The organism is Anaeromyxobacter oryzisoli, from assembly GCF_022690765.1.
Classification (GTDB): domain Bacteria; phylum Myxococcota; class Myxococcia; order Myxococcales; family Anaeromyxobacteraceae; genus Anaeromyxobacter; species Anaeromyxobacter oryzisoli.
The window spans coordinates 38465-65439 of sequence record NZ_JALCZA010000019.1 but is presented as its reverse complement, the minus strand read 5'-3'; the positions used below and the strand labels follow the sequence as shown (position 1 = coordinate 65439).

The following is a 26975-nucleotide window of genomic DNA, read 5'->3' as shown; positions in this document are numbered from 1 at the left end:
CGGCGCCGAGGGCGCCGCCGCGGCGCCGGCGGGCGACCCGCGGATCGCCCTCGCGGGCCCGCGCGAGGAGGCCCTGCCGGCGCTCCTCGGGGCCGCGCTCGAGCCGCTCGGCGCCGGGGTCCTGGGCGCGCTCCCGCCGCCTCCGGACAAGGTGGTGCTCGACCCCGGCTACTACGGCGCCGTGACCGTGGACCACCGCGCGCACCTCGCGCGCCGGGTCTCGTGCGTGCGCTGCCACGGCCCCGGGCCGGTCCACAAGATCGGTCGGATGCCCCCGGCGCGCGCGCACGAGTCGTGCCGCGGGTGTCACGAGGAGCTCGCGCGAGGGCCGACCGAGTGCCGCGGGTGCCACGTCGCGAAGGTCGCCCCGCCCGACACCGCCGTCGCCGCCGCCGGCCCGCTCGCGCCCGGCGGCGAGGCGGCCGGGAGCGTGGCGCCTCCGGCCGCCCCGGGAGCGACGTCCTCTGGACGCGCGGCGCCGGAGCTAGAGCCCGGGCACGCCGGGGGCCCGGACGCGGACGACCTCTCCGATCACCTCGCGCTCCGCACCTCCGTGCACGCGGGGACGACGATGCTCGTCGCGCCCGGCGTGGGCAGCGCCGAGGCCGGGCTGCTCGTCGGCGTCACGCTGCGCGGCGAGGGCTACCTCTGCTCCCAGACCCTGGAGTGGGCGGGGATCACGGGCGGCCGCGGGCGGGCGGTCGGCCTGCTCGGCGGCGGCTTCCTCCTCCCGGTGAGCCGCAGGGCGGACGCGACGCTCGAGCTGATCGGGGGCTTCGACGCCCGGGAGGGCTCGTTCGCCGACCTGGTCCCCGCGCTCGGGGCGCGGGCCGGCCTCCAGTGGATCGGCGGGCGCCGCTGGGCCGATACCGTCCGGCTCTCGGTCACCGCGCTCGCCGACGTGTCGCGGGGTCACGATCCGCCCGCGAGCCAGATCGGCAGCTTCACGGTCTCCGCGGCGCTCGCGGTGGGCGTGGACGTCTCGAAGCTGCGGTGACCGGCGGGGGCGCCTCCGAACGCGAACCCGGACCCGAATCCGAACCCGTCGTTCGTCGCCATCCGACGCATTCGGGAAGGCGTTCGGTCGCGTCCTGGATCACGGGCCGCCGTGGCCCCCAGTGGCCCCCCCCCGGTGGCCCGAGCCCCCGTGGCCCGAGACCCCGTGCCCCGAGGCGCCGGGCCCGAGACCGAGACCGATAGCGCGAGGGGGGAGTCCGACGCCCGAGGTCAGCGCGCGATGGTGTAGCGATCGACCCGGTTGTTGTTCCGGTCCGCCACGAACACGTCGCCCTTCTCCGTCAGGCAGAGCTGGCCGGGGTACTGGAGCAGCCCCTCGCTCACGCCGTACGAGAGCTGCCGGCCCTGGAACGACCCGTCGGTGCCGAGCACGACCACGCCGTGCCCGACCTGATCGACGATCAGGAGCTTCCCCTTCGCGACCACGAGGTACGCCGGGAAGCTCATCTCGTCCTTGAGGCTCTTCGAGAGCGACGTGAACGCGGTCGCGCCCTTCGCGGCGGACCAGACCATCGCCTGCCCCGCGTCCACGGCGTAGACCGTGCCGGCGGCGTCCACGGCGAGGTCCGTGAAGACGCCCTTCGGGAGCGCGAGGGTGCGCGTCACCGCGCCCGCGGGATCGAGCACGACCACGCGGCCCGCGCCGTCGAGGGCCCAGACGTTCCGGTCGGCGTCCAGCTTGAAGGCGACCGGCGCGAACGTCCCGGGGAGATCGCCCTTCGGCTCGACGGCGCCGACGTACGCGCCCTTCGCGTCAAAGCGGAGGAGGCGCGATCCCTTGCGGTCCAGCACGACCGTCCCGCCCTGCGGATCGAGCTGCACGCGCACGGGGGCGACGAGCTGGGGGACCTTCAGCTCGGTCCCCGCCCCGACGCCGTCCTCGCGGACGGCGTACGTGACGAGCCGGGAGTTCCCGGTGTCCGCCACGACCAGGGCGCCGCGGTCGTCGCAGGCCACGCCCTCAGGCGACCGGAGCGGCCCCTCCTTCGAGTCGATGTAGACCGCCTCCGTGTAGGTGAACACCACCGGCTCGGCCCGGACCAGAACCGGTCCGAGGGCCGCCGCCGCGAGGGCGAGGAGCTTCGTCGCGTTGGACACCGTGATCACCTCCGGAACTGCTCGTGGCACTTGGTGCACAGGGCCGTGGTCGTCGCGTACGGGATGAGGTGCTTGAACTCGGTCCCGTGGGCGCGGTGGCAGGAGACGCACTCGAGCGTGAGGTTCCGGTTCCGCGGGTCCTTGTACTTCGCGCCGACCGGGTGCGTGGAGTGCTTCTGCCAGTCGTGACAGCGCCCGCAGAGCTCGACGCTGTCCTTCGCGTTGAACATGAGGGCCGAGCTCGACGAGTGCGGGTCGTGGCACTTCGCGCACCGCCCATCCTTCATGGGCGCGTGCGGGGTCTCGGACCGCGCCTGCCGGGCGATGGTCGCGCCGTGGCAGGCGCCGCAGACCGCGACGAGGTTCGCCTTCACGAGCTTCGGCTCGGAGGAGGCGTGCGGCGTGTGGCAGTTCAGGCAGGAGTCGCCCTCGGTCACCGCGCGGTGCACGCGGCTCTTGTCGAGCATCGCGTTCACGACCTGGTTGTGGCACCCGCGGCAGAGGGCCATCCCCGCCTGGCGCGGCTTGAACTTGTTGGGCGAGCCGGGCGGCTCGTGGCACTTCGAGCACTGGCCGCCGGCGACGGGGGGATGGACATTGTTCCGCAGCATGGAGCGGGCGTTCGAGCCGTGGGGATCGTGGCAGCTCGTGCACCGCGCGGTGCCGACCGCGTACCCGCCGTGCTGCTGGGCGAAGATCGGCCGGTCCACCTTGTGGCACGACGTGCAGAGTCCGGGCACGTCGGCCTTGAGGAGGGTCGCCCCCTTGGCCGAGCCGTGGACCTCGTGGCACGCCGTGCAGCCCGACGACACCACCGGTCGGTGCTTGAACTTCGCGTCCTTGGCCGCCGTCACGATCCCGGCGTGGCACTTCCCGCACAGGTCGTTCCCGGCCTTCACCAGGTTGAACTGGGCGTCCGACGCGTGCGGGTCGTGACACTCGCGGCAGCGGTTCTCCGCCACCGGCTTGTGCGTGCTCTTCGCCGCCGCCGGCGTGACCGAGTGGCAGCTCAGGCACACCTCGCCGCCCTCGGCGGCGAGCAGCTTCCCGTGCTCGGAGGCGTGCGGGCTGTGGCAGCCCGTGCAGTCCTTCGCGCGGACCGGGGTGTGGACGAACTTCTTCTGGAGCAGCTTCTGGAAGTCCGAGTGGCACTCGAGGCAGACCTGCCCCGAGGCGCCGGGCTTGAGCTTCAGCTTGCCCTGGGCCGGCGCCGCCCGCGAGCCCGCGGCGGGGGCCGCGGCGAGGGACAGCGCGAGGAGAATGCCGATCGACGAGCTCATCGTGCGCGTCTCCCTACTTCGGTTCCACGACGTGGCAGCTGTCGCACTGTCGGGCCGCGAACGGCGCGTGGATCGTGCTCTTGAACATCTTCGGATCCGGTGAGGCGTGCGGGTCGTGGCAGCTCGTGCAGGTGATGTCCGCGGCCTGGATCCCGATGTGCGCCTTGGCGAACGCCTTGTCCTTCAGGTCGTGGCACTGGCCGCAGAGCTCCTGCAGCGGCTGCGCGGTCAGCTTCGCCTGGGGCGCGGAGTGGGGCTTGTGGCAGTTGAAGCAGTCCTCCACCGGAGGGTGGGCCTTCTGCTTCGTGATCCGCTCCTTCAGCCCCTTGTGGCAGCCGTAGCAGACGTCGGGCGTGCCGGCGACCATGAGGTACCGCATCTTCGACTGGTGCGGGCTGTGGCAGCCGGTGCAGTCGCCCGCGGCGAACGCGGCGTGGACGCTCTTCGCGGCCTTCGCCGTCTTGTCCAGGTCGCCGTGGCAGTTCATGCACGTCGTCTTCGCGTCCGCCGACAGCATCCCCTTCGAGTTGGAGCCGTGCGGATCGTGGCAGTCGAGGCAGTCGCCGCTCGCGAACGGCGGGTGCGTCGTCATGCCGGGCGACGCCTTCATGAGGTCGGCGTGGCAGGTCTGGCAGAGCTTCGCGCCGGCCGCCCGGAGGAGCTTGGGGTTGTCCGAGACGTGCCCCTGGTGGCAGGCGGTGCAGCTCCCCTGCAGCACGGGCTTGTGCGTGTACGTCTTGACGAACTTCGCCTCGAGGTCCGCGTGGCAGCGGTAGCAGACCTTGTCGGGCCGGCCGGCCAGCATCCCCTTCACGCCCGAGCCGTGGGGGTCGTGGCAGGCGGTGCAGTCCTTCTTCGCGAAGGGCGGGTGGACCACCTTGGCCTTCGCGGCCTCCACCTTGGCGTGGCACGAGGCGCACAGCGCCGCCTCGTCCGTCTTGAGCAGCCGCTTCTGGGCCGACGCGTGCGGCCGGTGGCACGCCACGCACCCGCCCGCCATGGCCTTGTGCGGGAACGAGGGCGTCTCCGCCATCCGGGCGTGGCACGACTTGCAGAGCGCCTCGCCGCCGAGCCGCGTCATCGCCTTGTTCGGCGACGCGTGCGGGTCGTGGCACGAGAGGCACTCGCCCTTCTTCACCGGCGCGTGGACGACGGCGCCGCCGCCGTCGAGCTTGCCCGCCTCGTGGCAGTTGGCGCACAGGGCCCCGCCCGCGTCGCTCGTGCCGAACGGCTTCGGCGACGTCGCGGCGGCGTGGCAGTCGCTGCACGACGAGTCCGCGACCGGCGGGTGGACGGAGGCCTTGAGGAGCTTCTTGCCGTCCGAGGAGTGCGGATCGTGGCAGCGGGTGCACGCCCGCGTCTCGACGGGGTAGTTGCCGTGCGCCTTCTTGAAGCCGCCCGCCGCGGGGGAGTGGCAGCCGGTGCAGAGCTTCCCCTGCTCCTTCACGAGGAGCTGCGGCGCGTCGGAGGCGTGCGCGGCGTGGCACGCGAGGCAGCCGTCCTTCGCGAGGACCGCGTGCACCTGCTTCCGCTGGAACGGCGCGCGATCGTGGCACTGGAAGCACGCGTCGTTGCCGGTCGCCTTGAGCATGTGCGGCGCGTTCGAGCCGTGCGCGTCGTGGCACTTGCCGCAGGACCCGTTCCGCAGGACCTTGTGGACGTTCGGCTTGTTCATGCCGATCGCCTCGCGCTTGTGGCAGCCGTAGCAGAGCTGGTTGCCGGGCTCCTTCAGCACGAGCTTGCCGACGATGCCGTGGCGCAGGTGGCACTGGTCGCAGGCCCTGGCCTTGACCTGCGGGTGGACCACCTTCAGGCTCGCGAAGCCATCGACCTCCTTCTTGTGGCAGTCGATGCAGTCCTTCTTCTTGAACCCGCGATCGGCCGCGGCCGGCGCGGGCGCGGCGAGCAGGGCGGCGGCGCAGAGCGCCGCGAGCCCGACGAGACCTCGACTTGCGGAGTGGCTGGTCACTTCGAATTCCTCGCGAGGCCGGCGCTAGTCGCCGATCCGGGTGATGAAGACCTCGACCTTGTGGGTCTTCCGCAGCTTCGCGGCGTACTCCTTGATCGCCTTCGCCAGGTTCTCGGAGAAGACCCGCTTCACGATGCCGTCGCGGACGGAGGCGTACGGCTGCTCCTTGGGCGCGGCCTGCTCGAGGACGTGCACCACGTAGTACTGGGGGCCGGCGGTCTCGAAGAGGCGGTAGTCGCCCCGGCCGGCGCCGGCCAGCGCGGACACGAGCTCCGGCGGCAGCGACTTCGCGCTGAAGGTGGTGCCCTCGAGCTGGAGCTGCTGCTTGTCGGCGGGGATGAGCCCGTCGGAGTTGGCGCGGAGCCACTTGAACTCGGTCCCGGCCTGGAGCCGCTTCAGCGCGGCCTGCGCCGCCCGCGAGGACGAGAACGCGAGCCCCTCGAGCCGGTAGAAGGCGGGGTAGGTGAACTCCGCCTTGTGCTTCGCGTAGTAGTCCTTCCCCTCGACCTCCATCACCTTCACGTCGGGGATGATCACCTTCTCGGCGAGCTGGCCGAAGAGCTGGCCGCGCTCGAACTCCGCGACCGCGTCGCGGTACTCGGCGGTGCTCGCGATCCCGAGCCGCTTCGCCTCCTTCAGGAAGAGGCGCTTCGTCACCATCACCCGGAGGGCCTCGTCCTTGTGCGAGTTGACCCGCTTCTCCTTGATCGGGCCCTCCATCCCGTGGAAGAAGCCGGCCTCGAGCTCCGTGGTCAGCTCACCCACCGTGATCGGTCCCTCGCCCGCGATCGTCGCGACGGTCCGCCGGTCCTTCTTCATCGCCTCGAAGCCGGGCTTCTTGGCCTCGAAGTCGAGCGCCTGGAGGAGCTTGAGGTCGATCCGGGCGTACCGCTTCTCCAGATCGGCCCGGTAGCGCTGCAGCTCCACGGCCTGCCTGCGCTCGACGGACTCGGCCTCGGCCTTGGCGCGCGCGGCACGGTCGTCCGGGTACTGGAGCCCGTCGAGGTGGACGACCGCGAACCCGCCCTCCACGGCGACGGGATCCGTCGTGTCGCCGGGCTTCAGGGCGCTCACGGCGGCGAGCACCTTCGGCAGCATGTCCTTCGCGCCGACCGACTGCGCGCCGGCCTGCCCCTTCGCCTTCTTGCTCGCGAGGGCCTGCTTCGCGAGCGCCGGGTAGGCCTTCCCCGCCTTCACCTGCGCCGCGAACGCCTTCGCGTCCACCTCGGCCGGGAACAGCACCGACCGGATCTTCCAGTGCTTCACGCTCTCCCGGTACTTCTGCTCCACCTCCATGGCGTCCGGCTTCAGCCCGCGGGTCGCCCGCCGCTCCACCGCGGACCGCAGCTCCGCCTGCTCGAAGGCGGCGACCGCGGCGCGGACCTTCGGGAGCTTGTCCAGCTCCATGTCGCGGGCCTCGAGCACGAGGAGCCGCATGTCGATCAGCCGATCGAGGATGGGGCCGACGTCCGTCTTCGCGTGGTCGCCCTGCTTGTGCTGCGCGTGCGCGCCGGCGAGGGCGTCGTCGAGCTGCCGGAGCGTGATGACCTCGTCGTCCACCGTCGCGACCGGCGTCGTCGCGAACCGCTCCGAGAAGAGCGGCACCTTGCGGTCCGGCCGCGTCAGGTAGGCGCTCATCTCCCCGGAAGCGGTCGCGGGCGCCGGCTTCGCGCCCGCGGGGCGCGCGTTGGCGCCTGCGCCCTTCGCGCCGTGGCTCGCGCCGGAGGGAGCGCCGGGATCCGCGCCGCCGGCGAGGGGCACCGCGAGGAGGGCCAGGAGGATGAACCGGTTCTTCACGTGTCTCCTTTGGAGCCGCAATGGTTCGCGGCTCGCGCGCGTGGCGGGTGAGAGGGTGCCGTGCGCCCCGGGCTGCAACGCATGTGCCCAGGCGCGTCGCGGGATCCGGGCCGGATTCCGGGCTCCGAGGCCGCGATCGCGCGGCCCCGATTCGTTTGTGCCGCAAGGTCTGCGCCGCGGCGCCCGCCGGGCCGACGATGTTGCGCCGGCCCGATCACCGCGTCCCCTCCCCGCCGCGCGCCGGCGACACGGCCGGCGCGCCGGACGGCGGCGCGGGCTCCCCCGCGGAGGAGGCAGGGGCCGCGGCCTCGTCGGACTCGTCGGACTCGGCGGGCACGAGCGGGCCGACGGGGATCGCCGGCGCGGTGAGCGGGCGCCGCCCGCCGCCCGCGGCGAGCTGGTCGATGGCGCGCCTCGCCATCCGGCAGGTCAGCTCGCCGACGGTGCCCACCGAACCGGCGTCGTAGAAGAACACGCCGTCCCGGCCGGTGCCGATCGACGACGCCTCCCACGCGACGCCGCCGCTCTCCCGGTCCAGGGCGAAGGCGGTGAAGCTCACCCGCGGCGTGTCGCCGTCCAGGTACTCGCGGACGGTGCCCGCGACGACGAGATCGGCGCGCAGCACCTTGAGCAGCGTCATCGCGTAGTCGAGGGAGAGCCCGCCCTCCATGATGAGCCGGTACCGGAGGAGCTGATCCCGGACCTCGCCGGGGTCGATCACCGTGAACCGGTCCCGGGCCCGGAGCTGGCGCACGAACTCGAGGGCGACCAGCTCGCCCGCGTGGCGCCGCTCGGAGGCGTTCACGAACGGCAGGATCGCGACGGTGTAGCGCCGCCCCTGCGCGAGCTGGGGCGCGCGGTAGCTGATGCGCGGGTCGAACCGCCCGTCGCCCGCGCACAGCGGCGCGGGCGCGCCGCGGCCGGCCAGGTACCCCGCGAGCGAGTCGCCGAGCCGCTCGAGGACCTGCGCCTGGAGCCGGTCCATGCTCCGGACGAGGCCGAGCCCGAGCAGGCCCGGCGCCTCGTTCCCCGACCTCGAGACCTGGTCCACCCAGAGGACCACCGGCTCCTCCCCCCGGACGCCGACCAGCCGCAGGGCGAGCCCGAGCCGCGGCCACGGGCGCACGGCGTAGACCTGGACGGCCGAGACGAGGATCGCGTCGACGTGCAGCTCCTCGCGCGCGGCGCGGGCGGTCTCCTGGTCCACCCCGGCGGTGTTGCGGATCCGGTGCGCCCGCAGGAACGTCTCCACGTCGTCGCGCGCGGCGACCTCGACGCCGCGCCGGCCGAGCTCGGCCTCGATCGCCGCCGAGAGCTTCCCCACCGGCGTGGACGACGCCGCCAGGTTCTCCAGCGGGAACAGCGCGACGCGCGGGCCCCCGGGGCCGACGCCCTCGAGCGCCGCGGGCGGGGCCGCCGCCCGGTGCGAGGCGCAGCCGCCCAGCGCCGCCGCGGCGAGCGCGACGGCGAGCGCGAGCGCGCGCCGCTCAGCGGAAGAGCTTGTCGAGGAGGTCATCCGCAACCTGCTCGGTGACTTGTTCCATCGGCTCGCCACCGCCGCCGAGGAGGCGATCCCCGAACCCGATGCCCCCCTTGGTCGAGGTCGCCGACCAGACGATCCTCCCGGTCGAGGTCTCGTACATCTCGAGGCTCACGGACAGCACGTTCCCGGCCGAGCTGCCGGAGCGGACCTCGCCGTACTCCTTCACCACGCCGCGGATGATCGCGTCGGCCTTCAGCAGCCCGCCGAGCTTCGTGATCTCCTCGACGCTGGGCGCCCGCGGGTCGGTGACGGCGAGCCGCGTGTACCCCCGCACCACCTCGCCCGGCGGGAGCACGTACACCGCGCCCGAGGCGAGGAGCATGCTGGAGAAGACCTCGCGGACCCGGTCCGCCGCGGCCGCGTCGCGGGAGAGGTTCGAGAACGGGAGGACCGCCACCGTCTTGACGGCGGCGAAGTCCATGTTCGAGTCCTGGAAGCCCCGCCGGGCGCGGCCGCCGCCGCAGCCGAGCGACAGCGCGAGGAGGCTCATGGCGACCCCCACTCGCATCGAGCTCCTGCACGCGGCGGGCGGCGTTCTTCGAAGGTTCATGGTCCGGTCCAAGGTGGGCTCACAGCGTGAGGGTGAGCACGGTCAGGAGGGAGTCGGTGCGGGTCCGGGCCGCCGCCGCGCGGTTGTCGATGTTCGAGTAGCTCACGTCCACGAGCACGCCCGGCCGGAGCACCCAGTGGATCCCGGAGACGAGGGTCTTCACGACGGCGTCCGCGGCGGTGTCGAGGGACTCGCCGTACGACACGCGGAGCTGCAGATCGCCGCCCTGGAACGGCGAGAAGGCGACGGAGCCGTTCGCGAGGGTCGTCTGGCGGACGCCCTTCAGGATCCGGCTCACCACCGCGCTCAGGTACAGGGCGCTGAACGGGGTGACCGAGGCGCTCCCCTCGACGCGCTCCGTCTCGGACCGTGTCCAGGGCTGCCGCAGCGGCGCGGTCCAGGTGGAGCCGTAGAGGTACGTCGCGCCGAGGGCGAGCTTCGGGTGCGGCGTGGCCGACACCACCGCCGTCGCCGAGACCGCCCGCGTGTCGATGCCGAGATCGCTCGTCCCCGCGTTCACCCCGCCGCTCGCGAGCAGGCTGAGGCCGCGGTACAGCTCGGCGCGGTTGAAGAGGTTCAGGGCGTTGCTCGTCGCCACGCCGATCGGGGTGGAGGACCACTGCCCGCTGTAGGTGAGGGCGTGCGTCAAGGTGGGGATCGGCTGCGCCGAGGTGGACGCGGCCCACAGGAACGCGCCGGTGTGGCCCGACCCCGCGTCGGCGTCCTGCCGCTGGAACCGGCCGGAGACGCTCCACGTCTGGTCGAGCCGCTGCGCCAGCGAGAGGCCGTTCACGACCGTGTACGAGGGGCGGTCGCGGTCGCCGGCGTGGTTCACGGACGCCGACGAGTCCCACGAGACGTTCGGCACCGAGAACAGGCGGGTCTGCTGGGTGGCGACGAGGGTCTGGTTGTTCGTGGTGGTGCGCCCCCGCACCTCCGACGCCGGCTGCACCAGGAAGAGCTGGAGCTTCGTGACGAGGATCTGGGCGTAGTCCTGGTTCGTCGTCACGCCCGGGCCGAGCGGGCGGACCACGACCTTGAGGTACTGCGCCTGGGTGACGGCGATCGGGATCTCGAACCGGTTCTGGAAGTCGGAGAACACCACCGCGCCGGCGAGCGGCACCGGGGTCCAGGTCGCGTTGTCGGTGCTGCGGTAGGCCTCCCAGGTGAAGGCGCCGGCGATCTCCTTCGGCAGGCGCTTGTTCACCCAGACGTGGACCATGCTCACCTTGGTGAGCGCGTCCTGGAGCTGCGCGCCGAGATCACGGTAGGCGACGTCCCCGAGCGGCACGCCGAACCCGATGTTCACGCTCGCGCTCACGCTGGGCGATGGATCCACCAGCGTGGGGTTCGCCTCGAGATGGTCGAAGGTGGGCCGGTCCTGCGGCTGCTCGACGAGGGAGAGGCCCGTGAACGGCAACACCTGCGTCGAGACCGTCCCGCCCTGGCCCACGGTCGAGGTGCTCGAGATGGTCGAGGAGACGTTCGCCGACATGTAGACGCTCGTCCGACCCTTGAACAGCTTGTCTCCGTAAGACACCTGCGCCGACTGGATGATCGAAGTGGTGTCCGTGCCGCTGATCCGATCGAGCGGGTTCGAGTAACGCAACGAATACCGGAGCTGGAGCTTGGGAATTCCCAGGTACTCGGCGCCGACCAGCACGTCGTCCACCGTGATGTCCTGGTTGCGCCGCGTCACGTCGAAGGTGTTGGACCGCGAGGCCACCACGCTGAGCTGGGGGAGATCCGCGGGCCGCCAGAGGGCGCGGGCGTTCCAGCTCTCGTAGACGAGCCGGGGCGCGCTCACGTCGGTGCCGGTGTTGGACTCCTCGGTGCGGTCGTAGCCGCCCGAGCCGCTCAGCGCGCCCAGGTTGAGGCTCAGGTGCCCGTATCCGTTGGCCCGCCAGGTGTCCTGGTCCGACGAGACGCCGGCCGTCCGCTTCCAGATCCGGGAGTCGTCGAACGTCCCGCCCGCGTCCAGCGCGAGGTTCGGGAAGAGCGTCTTCGAGAGGGTCAGGACGTAGCGCTGACCGACCGTGGTGCTGTTCGTGGTCTGCTCGGGGCTCCCCTGATCCTGCTTCCGCTCGCGGGTGAGCTCGAGGCGCGGCTCGAGCAGCGCCGACCACGTGTCGGCGCGCGCCCCGGCCGCGGCCAGGAGCGCGAGCGCCACCGCCACGCCCCCCGCCGCTCCGACGACGCGGCTCGCGAGCGGAGCGGACCTCATCGCCGCTGCCCCGCGAGGACGAGCTGGTACGGCCGGTCGCCCACGTCGAGGGTCGCGCGCCGCTCGCGGCTGGCCAGGTCGATGACCGCGATCTGCCGGCGCTCCGGGAGGAGCGCGAGGAGCGTGTTCTCCTGGTCGGCGATCGCGAGCCAGCCGACGTCGCCGGCGACGTCCAGCGCGTCCACCCGGACGAGGGAGAACGGGTCGAGCACGGCGATGGAGCCGCCCAGCGCCCCGCCGACGTAGACCAGGTCGGTGCGGGTGTCCACGAGGACGGACCGGGCGCCGAGCCCGACGAACACCCGCGAGACGACCGCGAGGTCGGGGACGGAGAGGACCGTCAGGTAGACCGATCCCGCGGAGACCACGAACAGGCGCGAGCCGTCCCGGCTCAGCGCCGCCTGGAGCGGCTCGGGCTCGGTCGCGGCGGTCCCCACCACCGCCCGCTGCGCGACGTCCACCACCGTGATCGCGCTCGAGCCGCGATCGAGCACGTAGGCGCGCTGGCCGGCGCGGTCGAGCAGGAGCCCCCGCGGCGCGTCCCCGACCGGCACGCGCGCGAGCTCCGAGCGCGATCCCAGGTCCAGGAACGAGAGCGCGTTCGCCCCCTCGTCCACCACGAGGAGCGTGCGCCCGTCGCGCGCAAGGGCCATCTCCGCCGGGCGGTCGCCCGGCCGGAGGGCGATGCTCGGCAGCGCCGCCCCCGAGCCGAGATCCACGACGTCCACGGCGTCCTCCAGCGACGCGGCGACGTACAGGCGCGCGCCGTCCGTGTCGAGCACGAGCCCCCGCGGTCCGGCGCCCGTCGCGAGCACCTCGCCGACCTTCGACCGCTGGCGGTCGAAGGCGGTGACGCTCGCGCCGCCGGCGTTCGAGCAGAGCGCCACGAGCTGCGGGACCGGCCGCGCCGGCGTGAAGGCGGTGAACGCGGGCGCGAAGGCGTACCCCTTCTGGACGGCCTCGCCGTACTGGAGGACGACGGAGAGGACGGCGGCGCGCCCGGGCTGGACCGTGATCGCGGCGGGGACGAGCGTCGGCTCGCTGGGGACGAGCAGCCGGGACGCGCCCTCGTCCGTGGCGAGCGTCGCGCCGCCGATCGCGACCTGGAACCCCTGGTAGCGGCCCGCGGGCAGGCGCCCGTGCGCGAGGAGGCGCTGGCTCGCGCCCGCCTCCTCCGAGATGCGGGGGAGCCGCAGCTCGAGCGGGATCGCCTTGCCCTCCCCGCTGACCACGGCCGCCGACGCGAGCGCGACGTCGAGCCGCTCGGCCCCCGGCGGCAGCGGCTCCAGGTAGATCCAGAGCTCGCCCTCCTCGCGCAGCCGCGGGAGGCCGTCGCGCCCGCCCGCAGGCAGGTGGCAGCCCGCGGCGATCGCCGCGACGGCGAGGAGCGAGGCGAGGCGGGCCCAGCGGAGGCGGGTGAGCGAGACCGGTGCCATGGTCCTCCGGACAAAAAAGCAGGGGGCCGCAGTGCGGCCCCCTGCTGCACTATCCGAACAACACCTGCGAGTGCCCGACTAGTCCTTCGCGTGGCACTTGTTGCAGAGCGACCGCTGGGCGTAGGCGAAGGTGGACGCCGGGCGGTCGTAGTAGGCCGCCGCCTGCTGCGCCTGCGTCATGCCCATCGAGTACTGCCCGTAGGCGCCCTCGCCCGTCGCGTCGGTGCCAGCGTAGGCGCCGCCGAGGGTGAGGAACTCGGCCTTGTTGTTCCAGCGGGAGAGGCTGTCGAAGCCGCCCGCGTGCGCGCGGTGGCAGGACAGGCACATCACGTTCTCCGTGCCGGCCGACGGGCCCGCCGTGTACGCGCCGGTGTTGCTGGCGTGCGAGGCGAGGGTCGCGATCGTCGTGGTGCCCTCCTCGTACGGGACGAGGGAGGTGTAGGAGGCGGTCTGGACGCCGGTCAGGTCACCGGACATCTTGTACGCGTTGTAGATGGCGGCGATCGTCGTGCCGTTGGCGTTGCCGGCGAGGTCGTTCGCCGTCGCGGTCAGGAGCGCGCCGTTGCCGGCCGGGTGGATGAGCGCGGTGTTGGCCGTGTTGGTGTTGGCGTTGTGGATCGACCGGTGGCAGTTCGCGCACCACTCGGACATGCCGGCACCGTAGGCGACGCGGACCTCGCTCGTGGCCTCGCTCTGGTTGTACTTGGCCGGGGCGACGGCGACCGGCGGGTTGGCGTTGAACGGCAGCGGGTTCGTCACGGACATCTGGGAGTAGTTGGCCGGGGCGAGGAGGCGGTACACGCCGACCGCCTCGTCCAGCGTCGCGACCGCGCCGTACGAGCCGGAGGAGCCGATGGGGAGCACCTTGGCCCCGAGCGCCGAGTTGGCGATCGTGCCGTTCGCGTCGATCACGCGGGCGCGGCTGTGCGGATCGTGGCAGCTCGCGCAGCTCAGGCTCGCGGCGGGGAAGCTGCCGCCCGGAGCGGTGAGCAGGGTGGTGTCGGCGACGAGGCCGTAGTCCTGCGCGACGACGTTGTGGCCGTGACGCTCACCCTTCGAGGTGACCGGCGCGCCGTAGCTCGCCGTCGCCGAGAAGGTCATCGTGACCCAGGAGAAGTCGCCGCCCGGGGTCCGCTCGACCGGAGCGGCCGTGCCCGTGGGCGCCGGGAACGTCATGACGTGGTAGCTGCTCGGCGCCGTGTCGCTGGCCGCGTGGCAGTTGAGGCACGTCGAGCTGTCGTCCGACCCCTGCAGCAGGTAGGCGTTGCCCTGGAACTGGGTCAGCGACGCCTTGCCCGCGGCGTTCCAGCCGGCGAGGGTCGTGTTGCGACCGCCGGACATGGACTTGTTGCCCGACGAGTTGTGCATCGAGTGGCACCCGTCGCAGTACGCGACGCCGCCATCGTGGAACGCGTACGCGCTGGAGAAGCTCAGCGCGGCCGCGGCCGTGACTGCGAGTCTGATGAACTTCATTGTCTCTCCGCCTTCGTTGCCGGTCCGGCCACCCTGGTCGGCCCGGAGCTTCGGTTCCCTGCCTTTGCTACGCGAAACATCCCTGCCTGCTGCGCTGCTACACATCGTCCGGCGACTGCCCCGACACGACGACATCAGCGGACGCGGCGGTGCTCACCGCGCCCGGAGCTTCATCCCCCCGCGGCGTCCGGGCCGGCGATCTCGACCCGGAACACCGAGACACCTCGCATCGCGCCCTGCGCGACGAACACCTGCCCCTTGCCGACGGACACGTCGATCGGGGCGATCAGGTTCTCCGGCGCCTCGCCGCGGTACCCGAACTCGCCGACGAACTCGAGCGACGGGTCGAACACCATCACCACCGCGCGGAGCAGATCCGTGACGTACAGGTAGCCGCGCTCGTCCGCGGCGATCCCGGCGACGACGTTGAACTTGCCCGGCGTGCTCCCGCGCGTCCCGAACCCGCGCACCTCGCCGGCGGGCGACACCACGAAGGCGCGGAACATCGGGCCGGCGGTGAAGAGGAGGTTCCCGGAGGGATCGACCGCGAACCCGGTCATCCGGGCGTCGTCGCGGTTCTTCGCCTCCGCCGCGACCTTGGCCTGCAGGTCGTACGTCGCCTGCACGCCGCCGTCCGTATCGGCGACGAGCACCTTCAGGTGGGCCTTGTCCGCCAGGTAGAGCTTGCCGCCGGAGTACCGGATGGCCTCGGGCGCGAAGCCCTTCGCGAAGGCCGCGGGCACTCCGCGCAGGGCGAGCGGCGCGAGGGGCTCGCCCCGGTAGCTGCACCGCTCGAGCACCGCCCGGCCGTTCTTGAGCGCGAGGACGAAGAGCTCGCCGTCCTCGCGGATCGCGACGTCCGTCACGGTCCCGAGCGCCTCGTCGTCGCCGAAGGACTGGACCTCGATCCCGCTCTGGCGGAAGACCCGCACCTCGCCCGCGCCGCGGTCGGTGACGTAGAGCTCCCCGGCGGAGCGGTCGTACGCGAGCCCGGCCCAGCTCATCGGGATCGCGCCGTTCACGTCGGAGAGGTTGAAGAGGTACGCGGCGCGGAGCTCGGCCGCCCCGGCGCCGGCGGGCGCCGCCGCGATCGCCGAGGTCACCGCGGCGAGCGCGGCGAGGAGGCGAGGGCTGCGATGGAGCGGGGAGCGACGCACGCCGGCAATCGTTTGCAAGCAAAAGGCCGGAGCGGGGCCGCCAGATTTTGTCGGTACGCCAACGATCTGACTCCAAAGGAGTTGGGGGAGTTCCCCCAGACCTCCCCGGACTTGGGTGTATTGACGCACCCAGCGCCAGGCGCGATCCGAGCAGGCGTCTGGACGCTCCGACCGGCCGCGCCGCGGCGCGCGAGCGACCTCGGACGCGGAGCGCCGCGACCGCGGACCGTCACCGCGGACCGTCACCGCGGACCGTCACCCCGGACCGTCACCGTGACCGTCACCGTGACCGTCACCGTGACCGGCTCTGCGTGACCCGTGCGCCGCCTCCCGTGGCCCGTGGCCCGATCCCCGTGATCCGACGGGGATACGGGCAAGGGGACACGGGACGCGGGTACGGGTACGGTACGGCGCGCCCTCGACGGCGAGCGGGCGCCCGTTTGCACGCCAACGTCAGGCGCCCGCAGGCGCCACCGCTAGTACGGCATGTACCAGTACACCGCGAAGCGGCCGGCCGGCGTCCAGGGGCCGACGGAGGCGGTCTCGACGGCGTCCCGGGCCTGGACGCGCCAGGAGTAGGTGACGCCGGGGTACTGGGTGACCGCGAGCGCCCGCTGGTACGTCGTCCCGTCCAGCCAGACGTCCACGAGCGGCGCGTCGAACGTCGACGTCGTCGCGAGCTGGAACCGGTACTGGACCGGGTGGCCGTCCGGCGCCGCGACCGCGCTCCACTGGAAGGTCGCGGTGTAGGAGGCCGGCGGCGGCGTGCCTCCCCACTCGTACGCGAAGTCGGGCTCGGGCGTGAGCGCCGGCGCGGGCGGCGCGCTCGCGGAGGACGTCGTGAACGACGTGATCGGCGAGAACGCGACGTTCCGGAAGGCGTCCGAGGTCCGCACCCGGATGGCGTAGGACGTGAGCTGGGAGAGGCCGGTGAGCGCCACCTGGTGCGTGGTGGTCAGCGCGCCGTCCCCGACCGTCGTGCCGAGCGCGTCGCTCGCGGTCCCGAGCTCCACCCAGGACGTGGCGGGCTCGTCGGTGGTCCAGGTGACGGTGGCGGCCGTGGCGGAGGCGGAGAGGGTGGGCCCGCTCACGAACCGGGGCGGCGTGTACTCGACGACGGGGAACCAGCCCGGGCTGTGGCAGTGGCTGCAGTAGCTCCCGTTGCCGTTGGGGTGGTTGTCCCACGTCGGCAGCGTGAAGTTCACGATGCCCTCGTGGCCGTGGCAGAAGAAGCACGGCTTCCCGGCGGGCGCCGGATCCGACGTGTGGCAGTTCGAGATCATGCAGCCGGCGTGACGATTGCCGAGGTGGCAGTTGGCGCACAGCATCTCCGCCCCGACGCCGGCCCGGTCGATGGTCGCCGGCACCACGGGGACGCCGCCCGCCGTCGAGGCGAACAGGAACGCGTTCTGGCTCGCGTGCGCGTCGTGGCACTCGGTGCAGGCGAGCGGCCCCTGCCCGACCGTGTACGGCGACGCGAGGGTGCCGCCGAAGCCCGCCCCCCCGCGCGCCCCGTGGAAGTCGCCCGTCGGGCTCGACCAGCCGGGGAGGACGGGCGGCGTCTCGCCGGAGATGGTCCGCCCGCTGCCACCGTGGCAGCCCTGGCACGTCGCGTTGAGCTGGACCGGGTCCGACACGGACGCGTCCACGACCTGACCGCTCCCGACGTCGATGCGGACGTGCCCGGAGGTGTGGAGCGAGGTCTCGTGGCAGCTCTGGCACGCCGCGCGGTTCGTCGTGGGATCGGTCTGGGCGACGGTGTGCGCGGAGCGGTACGTCTGGCTCGCCGAGGCGACGTTGGAGTGGCACGCCGAGCACGCCAGCGGCCCCGGCGTGCTCCAGGAGACGGCCTGAGGGCTGGCGCCGAACGGGTAGTGGCACGCCACGGTGCAGCTCGTGGTCCCGCTGCTCCGCACGACCGCGCCGCCGACCGCGCTCGTCCCGCCCGGCAGCGTGGGCGCGTCCGCGAACCCGTAGGAGCCGCCGCACGGATGGCAGGAGGCGCACCCGATGCCGGTCGTGGCGTGCTTGTCGTGCGCGCCGGTCCCGCCGCAGGCGGAGTCGGTCGCCGTGAGGGGCTGGCGCGCCGGGCCGTCCGCCGCCGCGAAGCCGTTCGGATCGGCGCTCCCGCCGGCCGGCGCCTGCCGACCGCACGCGGTCGGCAGGACCATCGCCAGCGAGGCCACCATCACTCCGATCGCTCTCATGATCTCCCCTCCGATTCGTCGGCGCGAAATCTGCGGGGCGCCCGAGGCGCGGTGCCCGGAAGAATCGCCGGCGACTCCGAGTTTCGAAGAGGTGTCGTCGGCGCCCGACGCGCCGGCGAGCCGACCGCTTGCTCTCCGAGTGGAGAGCACTATTCATCAACGCCGGGGGCGCTGCCAAGCCCTCGCGCCGCTTTCTCGTTTGTCCTCCAAGTGCGAGACCGACCGACACCGCCGCCGCGATCCGCCGAAGTGCCGGGACGGACTCGGCCGGGCGCGCCGCGCCGGCTGGTCCGGCCGGAGCCTCGCCCCGCCCGGCGCGGTCCATGCAGGACCGGTCGTCCGCTCCAGGACCTCGCCCGCACATGACGACCCTCCATCCCCGCCGCGCCGTCTCGCTCCTCGCGCTCTGCACCGTCTGGGCGGCCCTCGCGTGCGGCGGCGGACCCAGGGCGTCCTCCTCCGGCTCCCCACGACCCGCGCCGACGCCGACGGGCGTGCCGATCGGCTCGCCGACCAGCGCTCGCATCGGCGCGGCCGGCGGCGAGCTCTCGACGCCCGACGGCCTGATCACGGTCACCGTGCCCCCCGGCGCCCTCGCGGAGGCGCACGACTTCACGATCCAGGAGATCGTGAACTACGCCCCCAACGCGGTGGGCGGCGCCTACCGCCTCGGCCCGGAGGGGACGACCTTCTCGACGCCGGTCTCCGTCACCTTCCGCGCCGAGCTCGCCTCCCAGGATCTCGACGACCTCGCCGTCGCGTACCAGGACGTCTCCGGGTACTGGGTCCGGCCCGCCCGGATCGTCCGCGACCGGACGGCCGGGACGCTGACGGTCCCCACCACGCACTTCAGCGACTGGACCCTCGTCACCACGCCGTCCGGGCGGGACCTGTCGGGCACGTTCACGCTGACCCAGACCGTGGCGCTGCCGTTCTCCGCCACCGGCTCGGCGACCCTGAGCTACGCCGGCGAGAACGCCTACGAGAACTTCTACCTCCTGCCCGGCACCGTCACCGCCCCCTCCCAGATCCCGTACGGCTCCTCGACCTGCTCCCCCTCCGGCGCCGCGGACGCGACGTTGCCCGTGCAGCTCGCGGAGATGATCAAGAGCCCGGCCCAGCTCCTCTGGGCGATCAACGCCTACTGGACCCTGAGCTGCACTGGTCCCTCGGGGGCGTCCACCAACATCATCTCGACCCAGTTCGACACCGCCGGCATCAACCTCATCGGCTGCGCGCGCCACTACGACGGCACGCCGGTCGTCGGTCCGGCGCGCGCGGCGGGCAGCTACACCATCGACTGCGGCACCCAGGGATCGGTCCACGCGACCTGGGACTTCAAGTCCTCCGTCTGCGGCCAGCCGTGCACGCCGGCGAACGCCTGCGACACCGGCACGTGGTCCTGCGACACCGGGACCGCGGTCTGCGTGGACACTGGGACCCCCGTCGCGAACGGCACCTCCTGCGGCACGGACCAGGTCTGCAACGCCGGCGTCTGCGTCGCCTGCACCGCCAACGCCGCCTGCACCCCCGCCAACGCCTGCGACGCCGGCCTCACCTCCTGCTCCACCGGCACCCAGGTCTGCGTGGACACCGGCACCGCCCTCGCGAACGGCACCACCTGCGGCACGAACCAGGTCTGCAACGCCGGCGCCTGCGTCGCCTGCACCGCGAACGCCGCCTGCACCCCCACCAACGTCTGCGACACCGGCCTCACCTCCTGCTCGACCGGGACCCAGACCTGCGTGGACACCGGCATCGCCGTCGCAGACGGCAACTCCTGCGGCACGGATCAGGTCTGCTACGCCGGCACTTGCACGGCCTGCACCGCCGGCGTCGCCTGCACCCCGGCCAACGTCTGCGACACCGGTGTCACCTCCTGCTCCACCGGCATCCAGGTCTGCCTCGACACCGGCACGGCGGTCGCCAACGGCACGTCCTGCGGCACGAACCAGGTCTGCAACGCCGGCACTTGCACGGCCTGCACCGCCGGCCTCGCCTGCACGCCCGCGAACCCGTGCGACACCGGCGTCACCTCCTGCTCCACCGGCGCCCAGACCTGCGTGGACACCGGCACCGCCGTCGCCAACGGCACGGCCTGCGGCGCGGGCCTGACCTGCAACGCGGGCGGCTGCGTCGCCAGCGCGACCGTGACCGGCACGAGGACGGCGACCTACTGGCCCGACGCCGGCGCGACGCTCCCCGTCGCCGCCCCGGACGTCGGCGTCGCCACGGTCGAGGCGCTCGTCCCCGGCGGCGCAGGCGGGTGGATCACGTACCCGGGCGCCTTCGCCGCCGACGGCTCCTTCACGATCCCGAACGTCCCGACGGGCAGCTACGTCCTCGTCTTCCGCGGCCTGGACGGGGTCTGGCGCGACGTGGTGACGACCGCGACCGCCGTGGATCTCGGCTACGACGTGCTCGGGCGCGCCGGCGCCGCCGACCCCACCGCCTCGACGCCCGTCACGCTGAGCCTGAGCGGGCTCGATCCCTGGAGCCTCGGCGACGAGGTGCAGGTCGTCTCGTCGAACGCGGACGTGTGGGACTCGCTCCCCATGGCCTCGGTGGGCGCGGGCGCGGTCTCCGCGGACTCGGTCGAGGACTGGTACGCGAGCGCGGTGGGCGGCCCGCTCCACCTCCTCGCCACGGGCGACCCGCTCACGATCTTCCAGCTCCACACCACGCCGGCGAGCGGCGGCCTCCCCTCGTACCTGTCGGCCACCGCCGTCGCGACGCCGCTGGGCGTGACGCTGACGAGCGGGACCGCGTCGACGATCCCTGCCGCGCTCGCGCCGCCGGCGAGCACCGGCGCCGTGACCGTGGACTGGAACGTGGCCGGCTTCGAGGCGCTGCTGCCGGCGATGGGGCCGCCGGGGACGACGGCCTCCCGGGACACCTTCGTGGTCGGCGCCAGCGCCCAGCCGCTGTCGCTCCCCGCCCCCGCGCCGCGCGCGGACCGGCACCCCACCCTGTTCCGCATCGAGGTGCCGGGCGGCTCCGGCCAGACGTCCATCACGTTCGGCACGGCTCCGACCTACGGCCACGTCCTGGACGCGATCTGGAGCGAGTGGCGGGAGGTGGCCTTCGAGGCCACGGCGAGCTTCCTCGCCCCCGGCGCGACGACGCCGTTCACGGCGGTCGCCTCCGCGGGCCGTCGCGAGCCGATGTCGGCGCTCCCCGCCGGCACCGTCGCACCCACCCTGAGCCCGGTCCAGTCGCCGCTCGTCGGCGGGGTCGCCCTGTCCTCGCTGTCCACGCCCGCGGCGGTGGGGTCCGCGCCGGTCGTGTCCTGGACCGCGCCCTCGACCGGGGCGCCGACCCACTACACCGTCGAGGTCTTCCAGCTCTCCGCGTCGGGGTCCGCGAGCGTCGCCACCCTCGTCGCCGTCGTGACCACCGGCGCGACGCAGGTGCAGCTCCCGCCCGGCCTCCTCGCGGCCGGGAGCACCTACTACGCCCGGATCACCGCCTCCGGGCTCCCGAGCGACCCGTTCGCGACCCGCCCCGAGCGGTCGGGCGCCACGGGCGACTGGGCGAGCACGCTCACCGGCACGTTCACGCCCTGAACGCGCTCACGGGGGGCGCTGCACGATCGGAGAGGCGCCCCCGGCCCTCTCGTCCGGGGCGCACGCGAGCGCCGGTCCGTGGGGGATCCCCATCGGGAGCGCGCCGCCGGGGCCGCCGGTGAGCCTAGCATCGGGTCGAGGCACACCGAGGCGCGCCGTCCGGGCGTCCGCGCGGCGCGCGGGAGGTACGGCCCATGGCGGAGTGGAAGAAGATCACCTGCGCGATCGATCTCTCGGACGCGTCGCGGCTCGCGATGGAGTCCGCGGCCGACCTGGCCCGCGCGCTGGGCGCCGAGCTGACGCTGCTGCACGTCCACGAGACCACCCCCATGTCCGCGGTGGACCTGCTCGTCACGCCGGGCGGGCTCGCCGAGCTCTCGGCCGAGGAGACCGAGCAGACGCTCGCGGATTGGCGCGCGAGCGCCTCGGAGCGGTCCGGACGGCGGGTCCGCTCCGTCGTCCGCACCGGCGCTCCGGCCGCCGAGATCGTCGAGCACGCGCGCGACGAGGGGACGGATCTCCTCGTGGTCGCCACCCACGGCCGCCGCGGCCTCGCGCGGCTCGCCTTCGGGTCCGTGGCGGAGAAGGTCGCGAAGCAGGCGCCCTGTCCGGTGCTGCTCGTCCGGTCGCGGACGGAGCCCGAGGAGGACTCCGCCTCGGGCGAGTCGAGCTGGTACCAGCCGGTTTGATAGCGCCTCTCGGTTGGGTCGAGCCCGTCGCGAGGCACACGATGCCGTCGCCGAGCCGGGGCACACGACGACGGAGCAGCGCAGGCGTGCCTGGAAGGCACGTCGAGCAGCGGACGGAGGAGTCTGCCCGGCGCAGGCAGGCAGCGTGCGCCGCAGCAGGGCTCAGCCCAATCGAGCGGCGCTGCGAAGCTCGAGCGGGCCGAGCCCGCGGGGAGGCCTCCCGCCCCGGTCGTTGCCGGAGTCGGCGCGCGTCCACAACGACGACGCATGACGCGTCGTCCGATCGTCGTCGCGCTCCTCGCCGTGCTCGCCGGGTGCAACGACTACTCGTTCAGCCCCGTCGGGCACTGCCTCGTCCAGCCGGGGACGGTCCAGGTCCAGCTCGCCAAGGTCTCGAGCGCCGACATCCTCTTCGTGGTGGACGACTCCCCCTCCATGGACCCCAAGCAGCAGGGGCTCGCGGACAGCTTCAAGGACTTCATCGGCCGGATGGTCGCGACCAACACCGCGCGGGCCGGGAAGGGGCTCGAGGCCATCGACTTCCACGTGGCGGTCACGACGTCCTCGATCTTCTACGCCGCGGCGGGCACCCGCGCGTGCGTGGCGGCCACGGGCGGGAACCAGTGCTGCCGGCCGTCCTCGTGCACCGACGTCGCCACGTGCGCGCGGGGGACCGGCGACGGGTGCGGCGCGGGCCAGGCCTGCGTGTCCACGCCCCTCCTCGACGCGTCGGGGAACTACGTCCTGGGCGAGAAGGCGCAGTGCTGCGCGATCTCCGACTGCGCCCCCGCCGGCACCGGCTGCGTGCCCGGCGACGCGTGCCCGTTGATGACGACGGCGTACGCGAACCCCGCGCCGAGCACGTCGTTCTGCACCGAGGGGCTCGCCGTCCCGGGCGCGCCGTACCCGTCGGGCACCTTCGTCGCGGCGCCGGGCAACCCGACGGTGCTCGACTTCCCCAAGACGCTGGGCTGGGGCTCCTGGGGATCCGCGACGCCGGACCCGGCCCTCACCGCCCTGGTCCAGCAGTTCACCCAGAACATCCGGGTGGGGAGCTGCGGCTCCGGGCAGGAGCAGCACCTCGAGGCGGCCCGCCTCGCCCTCCAGAAGGCGCTGGCGGGACGGCAGCCCGGGCTCGCGGCGGGGACCTGGCCGCACCCAGGGTCCAAGCTGGTGGTGGTCTGGGTCGGCGACGAGGACGACTGCTCGAGCCCGACCTCCGCGCCCCTCGCGATGGTGACCTCGACGCCGGGCGCGGACAGCTGCGTGCTCGACAAGCGCCGCCCCGCGACGGCGCAGCGGGAGATCCCCGTCCCGACGTACGCGGACTTCCTGGCGGGGCTCGTGAAGCCCGGCGGCGCCGCGGATCTCGGCGCGGCGTTCATCGTGTCGAGCGCGCGCTGCGCCGACGGGACCTACGCGCCCGCCGACTCCTGCACGGGCACGCCGAGCTGCCCGGTCCAGCCGCCGGCGACCTGCCACGCCGGCCCGGTCTGCGGCGGAGCGTACGCGGCGGGCGAGCGGTTCCTCGCGCTGGCCGACGCGCTCCGGGCCCGCGGGTTCGGGGTCGTCGAGGGCACGGTATGCGACGCGTACCCGCCGAGCTCGTTCGGCCCGGTGCTCTCGGCCATCGCCGATCTCGCCCGGCCCCTCGCCGCCCTGAGGCTCCCGACGCGCCCCGCGGCGCGCGCCGTCACGCAGCTTCGGATCGTCGACGGCGACGGCGCGACCCGGCGCATCTGCGCGGCCGGCGCCGAGTGGTGCTTCGTGAGCTGCAGCGACGCGAGCGCCTCTCCCGCCTGCCTCACGGCCGACACCTCGGCGTGCATCGCGATCGACGAGGCGAAGGGGGGCTGCGTCGCGAACCCGGGGGAGACCTACTCGGCGGAGTACCTCGGGATGCTCCCGGCCGGCGGCTGCACCTCGGCGAGCGAGTGCGCGCAGGAGCTCGGCGGGGCCGCGAAGGACTGGACCTGCTCCGTCGAGGCGGGGGCCTCGCTCGGGAGCTGCGCCTGCTCCGGCGGGTGAGCGGCGCGCTCCCGGGTCGGCCGCCGGGCCGGACGTCCGGCGGTCCGCGCCGCGGCGCGGCGCGCCGGACACCGGGCGGATGACCGGACCGCCGCTCGACCGACGTGGGCGTGGCGCGCGGCGCCGGGCGTTCGAAAGGTAGCGCTCGATGCTCCGCGAGATCGCCACCCCGGGCGCCGGCGCGCGCGGCCTCGTCGCGCCGGCGGTGATCGGGATCGTGGTCGTGGCGCGGCTCCTCCTCCTGCCGTGGCTCGGGCTGTTCAACGACGAGGCGTACTACTGGGAGTGGTCACGGCGGCTCGCCCCCGCCTACTTCGACCACCCGCCGCTCGTCGCCTTCGCGCTCGCGGCGTCGACGCGCCTGCTCGGCGACACGGCGCTCGCGGTGCACCTCCCGGCGTTCCTGCTCTCGCTGCTCACCTCCGCGGTGCTGTTCCGGCTGGTGCTCGACCTGTTCCCCGGCCGCGCGGAGCTCGCCTGGACGAGCGTCGCCGCGCTGAACGCGGCGCCGCTCTTCGGGCTGGGGGCCGTCTTCACCACGCCCGACGCGCCGCTCCTGTCGCTGTGGGTGGCGACGCTGGCGCTCGTGTGGCGCGCCGTCCACGGGCGGCCTCGCCTGTGGTACCTCGCCGGCGTCGCCGCCGGGCTCGGCATGCTCTCGAAGTACACCTTCGCCCTGCTGCCGCCGGCGATCCTGCTGTTCCTCCTCCAGCCCCGGCACCGCCCCTGGCTCGCGCGCCGCGAGCCGTGGATCGCCCTCGCGATCATGCTCGCCCTGTTCGCGCCCGTCGTCGCGTGGAACGCGGCGCACGGCTGGACCTCCTTCGCCTTCCAGTCCGTGGACCGGTTCGGCGGCGCGTTCCGGCCATGGCGCACCGTCCCGCGGTTCCTCGTCGCGCAGCAGAGCGTCACCCCGCTCCTTTGGATCGTCTGCCTCGGCGGGCTGGTCCGGAGCGCGCGGCTCGGCCGCGCGGGCAGCGACGCGCACGCGCTCCTCGCCGCCGCGAGCGCGGTGATGCTGGCGTTCTTCGCGGCCGCCTCGCTGTTCACGTACGTGAACCCGAACTGGTTCACACCGGCGTTCCTGACGCTCGTCGTCGCGGGCGCCGACCTGCTCCTCCGCTGGCGCTCGCCGGCGCTCCGCGCCGCGCCCCTCGTGCTCGCCGCCGCGGTGACGCTCCTGATGGACGTGCAGGCCCTGACGCCCGTGGTGCCGATCCCGCCGCGGACCGACCTCGCCACGGACCTGCACGGCTGGCGGGCGGTCGGGGAGCGCCTGCGCGCGCTCGCCCGTACGATGCCGCGCCCGGGCCGCGTGTTCGTGTACTCCCACCGCCTGCAGCTCTCGGCCCTCGCGGCGTTCCACGCGGGGCCGGGCCTGGAGGTGACGCGCCTCGGCGGGAGGCGCGACGACGCGTACGACGACTGGGCGCGGCCGCGGCGCGGCGAGGACGCGATCTACTTCTGCGACGACCAGCGGTACGCGCCGCCGCGCGAGCCCTTCGCGCGCTGCGAGCCGGCCGGCGCGCTGCCCGTGACGCGCGGCGGCCGCACGGTCCGCACGTTCCACTTCTGGCGCTGCCTCGGGTTCGAGGAACGTCGCGGCGCCGCGGCCTCGCCGAGGGCGCCACCTCCCGACGCGGCGGCGACCGCTGCGCGTGCGGGTGCGGGCGCCCTCAGCGCCGCCAGCGCCGACGGCGAGGGCGGAGGCGACCGTCCCCCTCGCGCCCGTGCGTCTGCGACGCCGGGTGCGGCCCCGCCCCGATCGCGCCCGGCGCCCCGCTCCCCGCCGGAGCCGGCGGCGCGAGCGGAGGGCGCATCACGCGGATCACCTCCGGCATCGGCGCGCCGCGCCGGCGACCCGGCTCGTGCCGCCCGATGGGGCGCGGGCCGGGGCCGCCGTGCGGCTGGCGACCCGCGGTCGGCTGCCCACGCGGCTGGCCCTGCTGCGCCTCCGGCCGGCGCTGCGCGGGGTGCTGCGGGTGCGCGTCCGACCTCTGGGCGAGCGGCTGCGGCCCCCCATGCCGCCGAGGCTGCGCGCTCGGCTGCGGCCGCTCCCGCCGCGGATCGCGGCCCGGCGAGGGAGGCCGGCCCGGCCTCGGGGCTCCGTCCGTCCGGCGCTCCGGGGGCCGGCCCGACGGCACGAAATCCGGAGTGAGCTCGCGCCGCTCGTACGCGCGCCAGATCTCGCGGGCGTCGCCCCGCGCCGCCTCGAGCGCCGGGTCGAGCGCCGCGAAGAAGCGGCGCAGGTTCTCGACGTCGCGGACGAGGAAGGACTCCGCCTGACCGTTGTGGGCGGCCCCGACCACCTGCGGGAAGTCGATGATCACCGGGCCGTCCCGGCCGAGGAGGACATTGTACGGCGAGAGATCGCCGTGCACGAGGTCGCAGCCGAGCATGCGGACGACGTGCCCGCGGAGGTCGGCGTAGAGCGCCGCCGCCTGCTCGCGGGTGACGCTGGCGTCCACGAGCCGGGGCGCGGGGTGGCCGTCCGCGTCGACGACGAGCTCCATCAGGAGGACGCCCTCGTAGTACGTGACCGGCCTCGGGACGCGCACGCCGGCCGCGTGGAGCGCCCAGAGCGCGTCGGCCTCCTTCGACTTCCAGGCCTCCTCGGCGGCCTTCTGGCCGAAGCGGGTGCCGCGATCCATCGCCCGCTGCATGCGCGTGTCGCGGACCCGCCGGCCCTCGCGGTAGCTCGCGTCGTTGCGGAAGCTGCGCGTCTCGCGTGCCTTGTAGACCTTCGCGGCCACGATCTCGCCGCCCTGGCGGACGAGCCAGAGATCGGCCTCCTTGCCGCTCTTCAGCCGGGAGACGACCTCGTCGATGACACCGTCCGCGAGGAGGGGTTCGAGGGGATCGACCATTCGAGCCCGAGAGGATTAGAGGAGTCGCCGCCCCGGGTCAACCCGGAGCGCGCGGCGGGGCGCCCGTCCGGTTG

At 73.8% G+C, this 26975-nt stretch carries 16 protein-coding genes and 1 pseudogene; 5 read left to right on the top strand and 12 right to left on the bottom strand.

Going from position 1 to position 26975, the window contains the following annotated elements; all coding sequences use genetic code 11:
• The coding region (locus MNZ27_RS08745) for a cytochrome c3 family protein (RefSeq protein WP_242393664.1) at positions 1 to 997 on the top strand (997 nt) is incomplete at its 5' end.
• A 230-nt stretch (positions 998 to 1227) separates the two neighbouring features.
• On the opposite strand, the gene MNZ27_RS08740 is transcribed toward MNZ27_RS08745, so the two are convergent.
• The 11 genes from MNZ27_RS08740 to MNZ27_RS08690 all read right to left on the bottom strand — a co-directional run bounded on the left by MNZ27_RS08740 (position 1228) and on the right by MNZ27_RS08690 (position 17751).
• Positions 1228 to 2115 (bottom strand): NHL repeat-containing protein, encoded by an 888-nt coding sequence (locus tag MNZ27_RS08740; protein WP_242393663.1) that lies wholly within the window; start codon positions 2113 to 2115, stop codon positions 1228 to 1230.
• A 5-nt stretch (positions 2116 to 2120) separates the two neighbouring features.
• Positions 2121 to 3395 (bottom strand): cytochrome c3 family protein, encoded by a 1275-nt coding sequence (locus tag MNZ27_RS08735; protein WP_242393662.1) that lies wholly within the window; start codon positions 3393 to 3395, stop codon positions 2121 to 2123.
• A 13-nt stretch (positions 3396 to 3408) separates the two neighbouring features.
• The gene (locus MNZ27_RS08730; protein WP_242393661.1) at positions 3409 to 5364 is read right to left on the bottom strand and encodes a cytochrome c3 family protein; all 1956 of its coding nucleotides are present in this window, start codon (positions 5362 to 5364) and stop codon (positions 3409 to 3411) included.
• Between the two features lie 24 nt (positions 5365 to 5388).
• The gene (locus MNZ27_RS08725) at positions 5389 to 7161 is read right to left on the bottom strand and encodes a peptidyl-prolyl cis-trans isomerase (RefSeq protein ID WP_242393660.1); all 1773 of its coding nucleotides are present in this window, start codon (positions 7159 to 7161) and stop codon (positions 5389 to 5391) included.
• A 214-nt stretch (positions 7162 to 7375) separates the two neighbouring features.
• Positions 7376 to 8677 (bottom strand): hypothetical protein, encoded by a 1302-nt coding sequence (locus MNZ27_RS08720; RefSeq protein ID WP_242393659.1) that lies wholly within the window; start codon positions 8675 to 8677, stop codon positions 7376 to 7378.
• Complete coding sequence (locus tag MNZ27_RS08715) at positions 8649 to 9212, bottom strand: GNA1162 family protein (protein WP_242393658.1); 564 nt, start codon at positions 9210 to 9212, stop codon at positions 8649 to 8651. The genes MNZ27_RS08720 and MNZ27_RS08715 overlap by 29 nt, the downstream gene beginning before the upstream one ends.
• Before the next feature lie 61 nt (positions 9213 to 9273).
• A complete protein-coding gene (locus tag MNZ27_RS08710; RefSeq protein ID WP_242393657.1) occupies positions 9274 to 11478 on the bottom strand; it encodes a hypothetical protein in 2205 nt (734 codons plus the stop codon).
• A complete protein-coding gene (locus tag MNZ27_RS08705) occupies positions 11475 to 12914 on the bottom strand; it encodes a YVTN family beta-propeller repeat protein (RefSeq protein ID WP_242393656.1) in 1440 nt (479 codons plus the stop codon). The genes MNZ27_RS08710 and MNZ27_RS08705 overlap by 4 nt, the downstream gene beginning before the upstream one ends.
• A gap of 78 nt (positions 12915 to 12992) precedes the next feature.
• The gene (locus MNZ27_RS08700; RefSeq protein WP_242393655.1) at positions 12993 to 14387 is read right to left on the bottom strand and encodes a cytochrome C; all 1395 of its coding nucleotides are present in this window, start codon (positions 14385 to 14387) and stop codon (positions 12993 to 12995) included.
• Positions 14388 to 14557: 170 nt separating this feature from the next.
• The gene (locus MNZ27_RS08695) at positions 14558 to 15544 is read right to left on the bottom strand and encodes an NHL repeat-containing protein (protein WP_242393654.1); all 987 of its coding nucleotides are present in this window, start codon (positions 15542 to 15544) and stop codon (positions 14558 to 14560) included.
• Positions 15545 to 16020: 476 nt separating this feature from the next.
• A complete protein-coding gene (locus MNZ27_RS08690; protein ID WP_242393653.1) occupies positions 16021 to 17751 on the bottom strand; it encodes a fibronectin type III domain-containing protein in 1731 nt (576 codons plus the stop codon).
• A gap of 362 nt (positions 17752 to 18113) precedes the next feature.
• Here MNZ27_RS08690 and MNZ27_RS08685 point away from each other — a divergent pair, with 362 nt between their 5' ends.
• The 4 genes from MNZ27_RS08685 to MNZ27_RS08670 all read left to right on the top strand — a co-directional run bounded on the left by MNZ27_RS08685 (position 18114) and on the right by MNZ27_RS08670 (position 26192).
• Positions 18114 to 21317: a hypothetical protein gene (locus tag MNZ27_RS08685; RefSeq protein ID WP_242393652.1), complete on the top strand. Its 3204-nt coding sequence runs from the start codon at positions 18114 to 18116 to the stop codon at positions 21315 to 21317.
• A 194-nt stretch (positions 21318 to 21511) separates the two neighbouring features.
• A complete protein-coding gene (locus MNZ27_RS08680) occupies positions 21512 to 22006 on the top strand; it encodes a universal stress protein (protein ID WP_242393651.1) in 495 nt (164 codons plus the stop codon).
• 267 nt (positions 22007 to 22273) lie between these two features.
• The gene (locus MNZ27_RS08675) at positions 22274 to 24034 is read left to right on the top strand and encodes a hypothetical protein (RefSeq protein WP_242393650.1); all 1761 of its coding nucleotides are present in this window, start codon (positions 22274 to 22276) and stop codon (positions 24032 to 24034) included.
• Between the two features lie 148 nt (positions 24035 to 24182).
• Complete coding sequence (locus tag MNZ27_RS08670; RefSeq protein WP_242393649.1) at positions 24183 to 26192, top strand: glycosyltransferase family 39 protein; 2010 nt, start codon at positions 24183 to 24185, stop codon at positions 26190 to 26192.
• Between the two features lie 133 nt (positions 26193 to 26325).
• Here MNZ27_RS08670 and MNZ27_RS08665 read toward each other — a convergent pair.
• Positions 26326 to 26901, bottom strand: a pseudogene (locus MNZ27_RS08665) (RIO1 family regulatory kinase/ATPase domain-containing protein); the annotation flags it as partial.
• Positions 26902 to 26975: the final 74 nt, after the last annotated feature.

What these genes read in the sequence shown, in the direction of transcription:
- MNZ27_RS08735 (WP_242393662.1), bottom strand. Translation starts at nt 3,395, where the DNA reads ATGAGCTCGTCGATCGGCATTCTCCTCGCGCTGTCCCTCGCCGCGGCC.
- MNZ27_RS08720 (WP_242393659.1), bottom strand. Translation starts at nt 8,677, where the DNA reads ATGACCTCCTCGACAAGCTCTTCCGCTGAGCGGCGCGCGCTCGCGCTC.
- MNZ27_RS08715 (WP_242393658.1), bottom strand. Translation starts at nt 9,212, where the DNA reads ATGCGAGTGGGGGTCGCCATGAGCCTCCTCGCGCTGTCGCTCGGCTGC.
- MNZ27_RS08710 (WP_242393657.1), bottom strand. Translation starts at nt 11,478, where the DNA reads ATGAGGTCCGCTCCGCTCGCGAGCCGCGTCGTCGGAGCGGCGGGGGGC.
- MNZ27_RS08705 (WP_242393656.1), bottom strand. Translation starts at nt 12,914, where the DNA reads ATGGCACCGGTCTCGCTCACCCGCCTCCGCTGGGCCCGCCTCGCCTCG.
- MNZ27_RS08700 (WP_242393655.1), bottom strand. Translation starts at nt 14,387, where the DNA reads ATGAAGTTCATCAGACTCGCAGTCACGGCCGCGGCCGCGCTGAGCTTC.
- MNZ27_RS08690 (WP_242393653.1), bottom strand. Translation starts at nt 17,751, where the DNA reads ATGAGAGCGATCGGAGTGATGGTGGCCTCGCTGGCGATGGTCCTGCCG.
- MNZ27_RS08685 (WP_242393652.1), top strand. Translation starts at nt 18,114, where the DNA reads ATGACGACCCTCCATCCCCGCCGCGCCGTCTCGCTCCTCGCGCTCTGC.
- MNZ27_RS08680 (WP_242393651.1), top strand. Translation starts at nt 21,512, where the DNA reads ATGGCGGAGTGGAAGAAGATCACCTGCGCGATCGATCTCTCGGACGCG.
- MNZ27_RS08675 (WP_242393650.1), top strand. Translation starts at nt 22,274, where the DNA reads ATGACGCGTCGTCCGATCGTCGTCGCGCTCCTCGCCGTGCTCGCCGGG.
- MNZ27_RS08670 (WP_242393649.1), top strand. Translation starts at nt 24,183, where the DNA reads ATGCTCCGCGAGATCGCCACCCCGGGCGCCGGCGCGCGCGGCCTCGTC.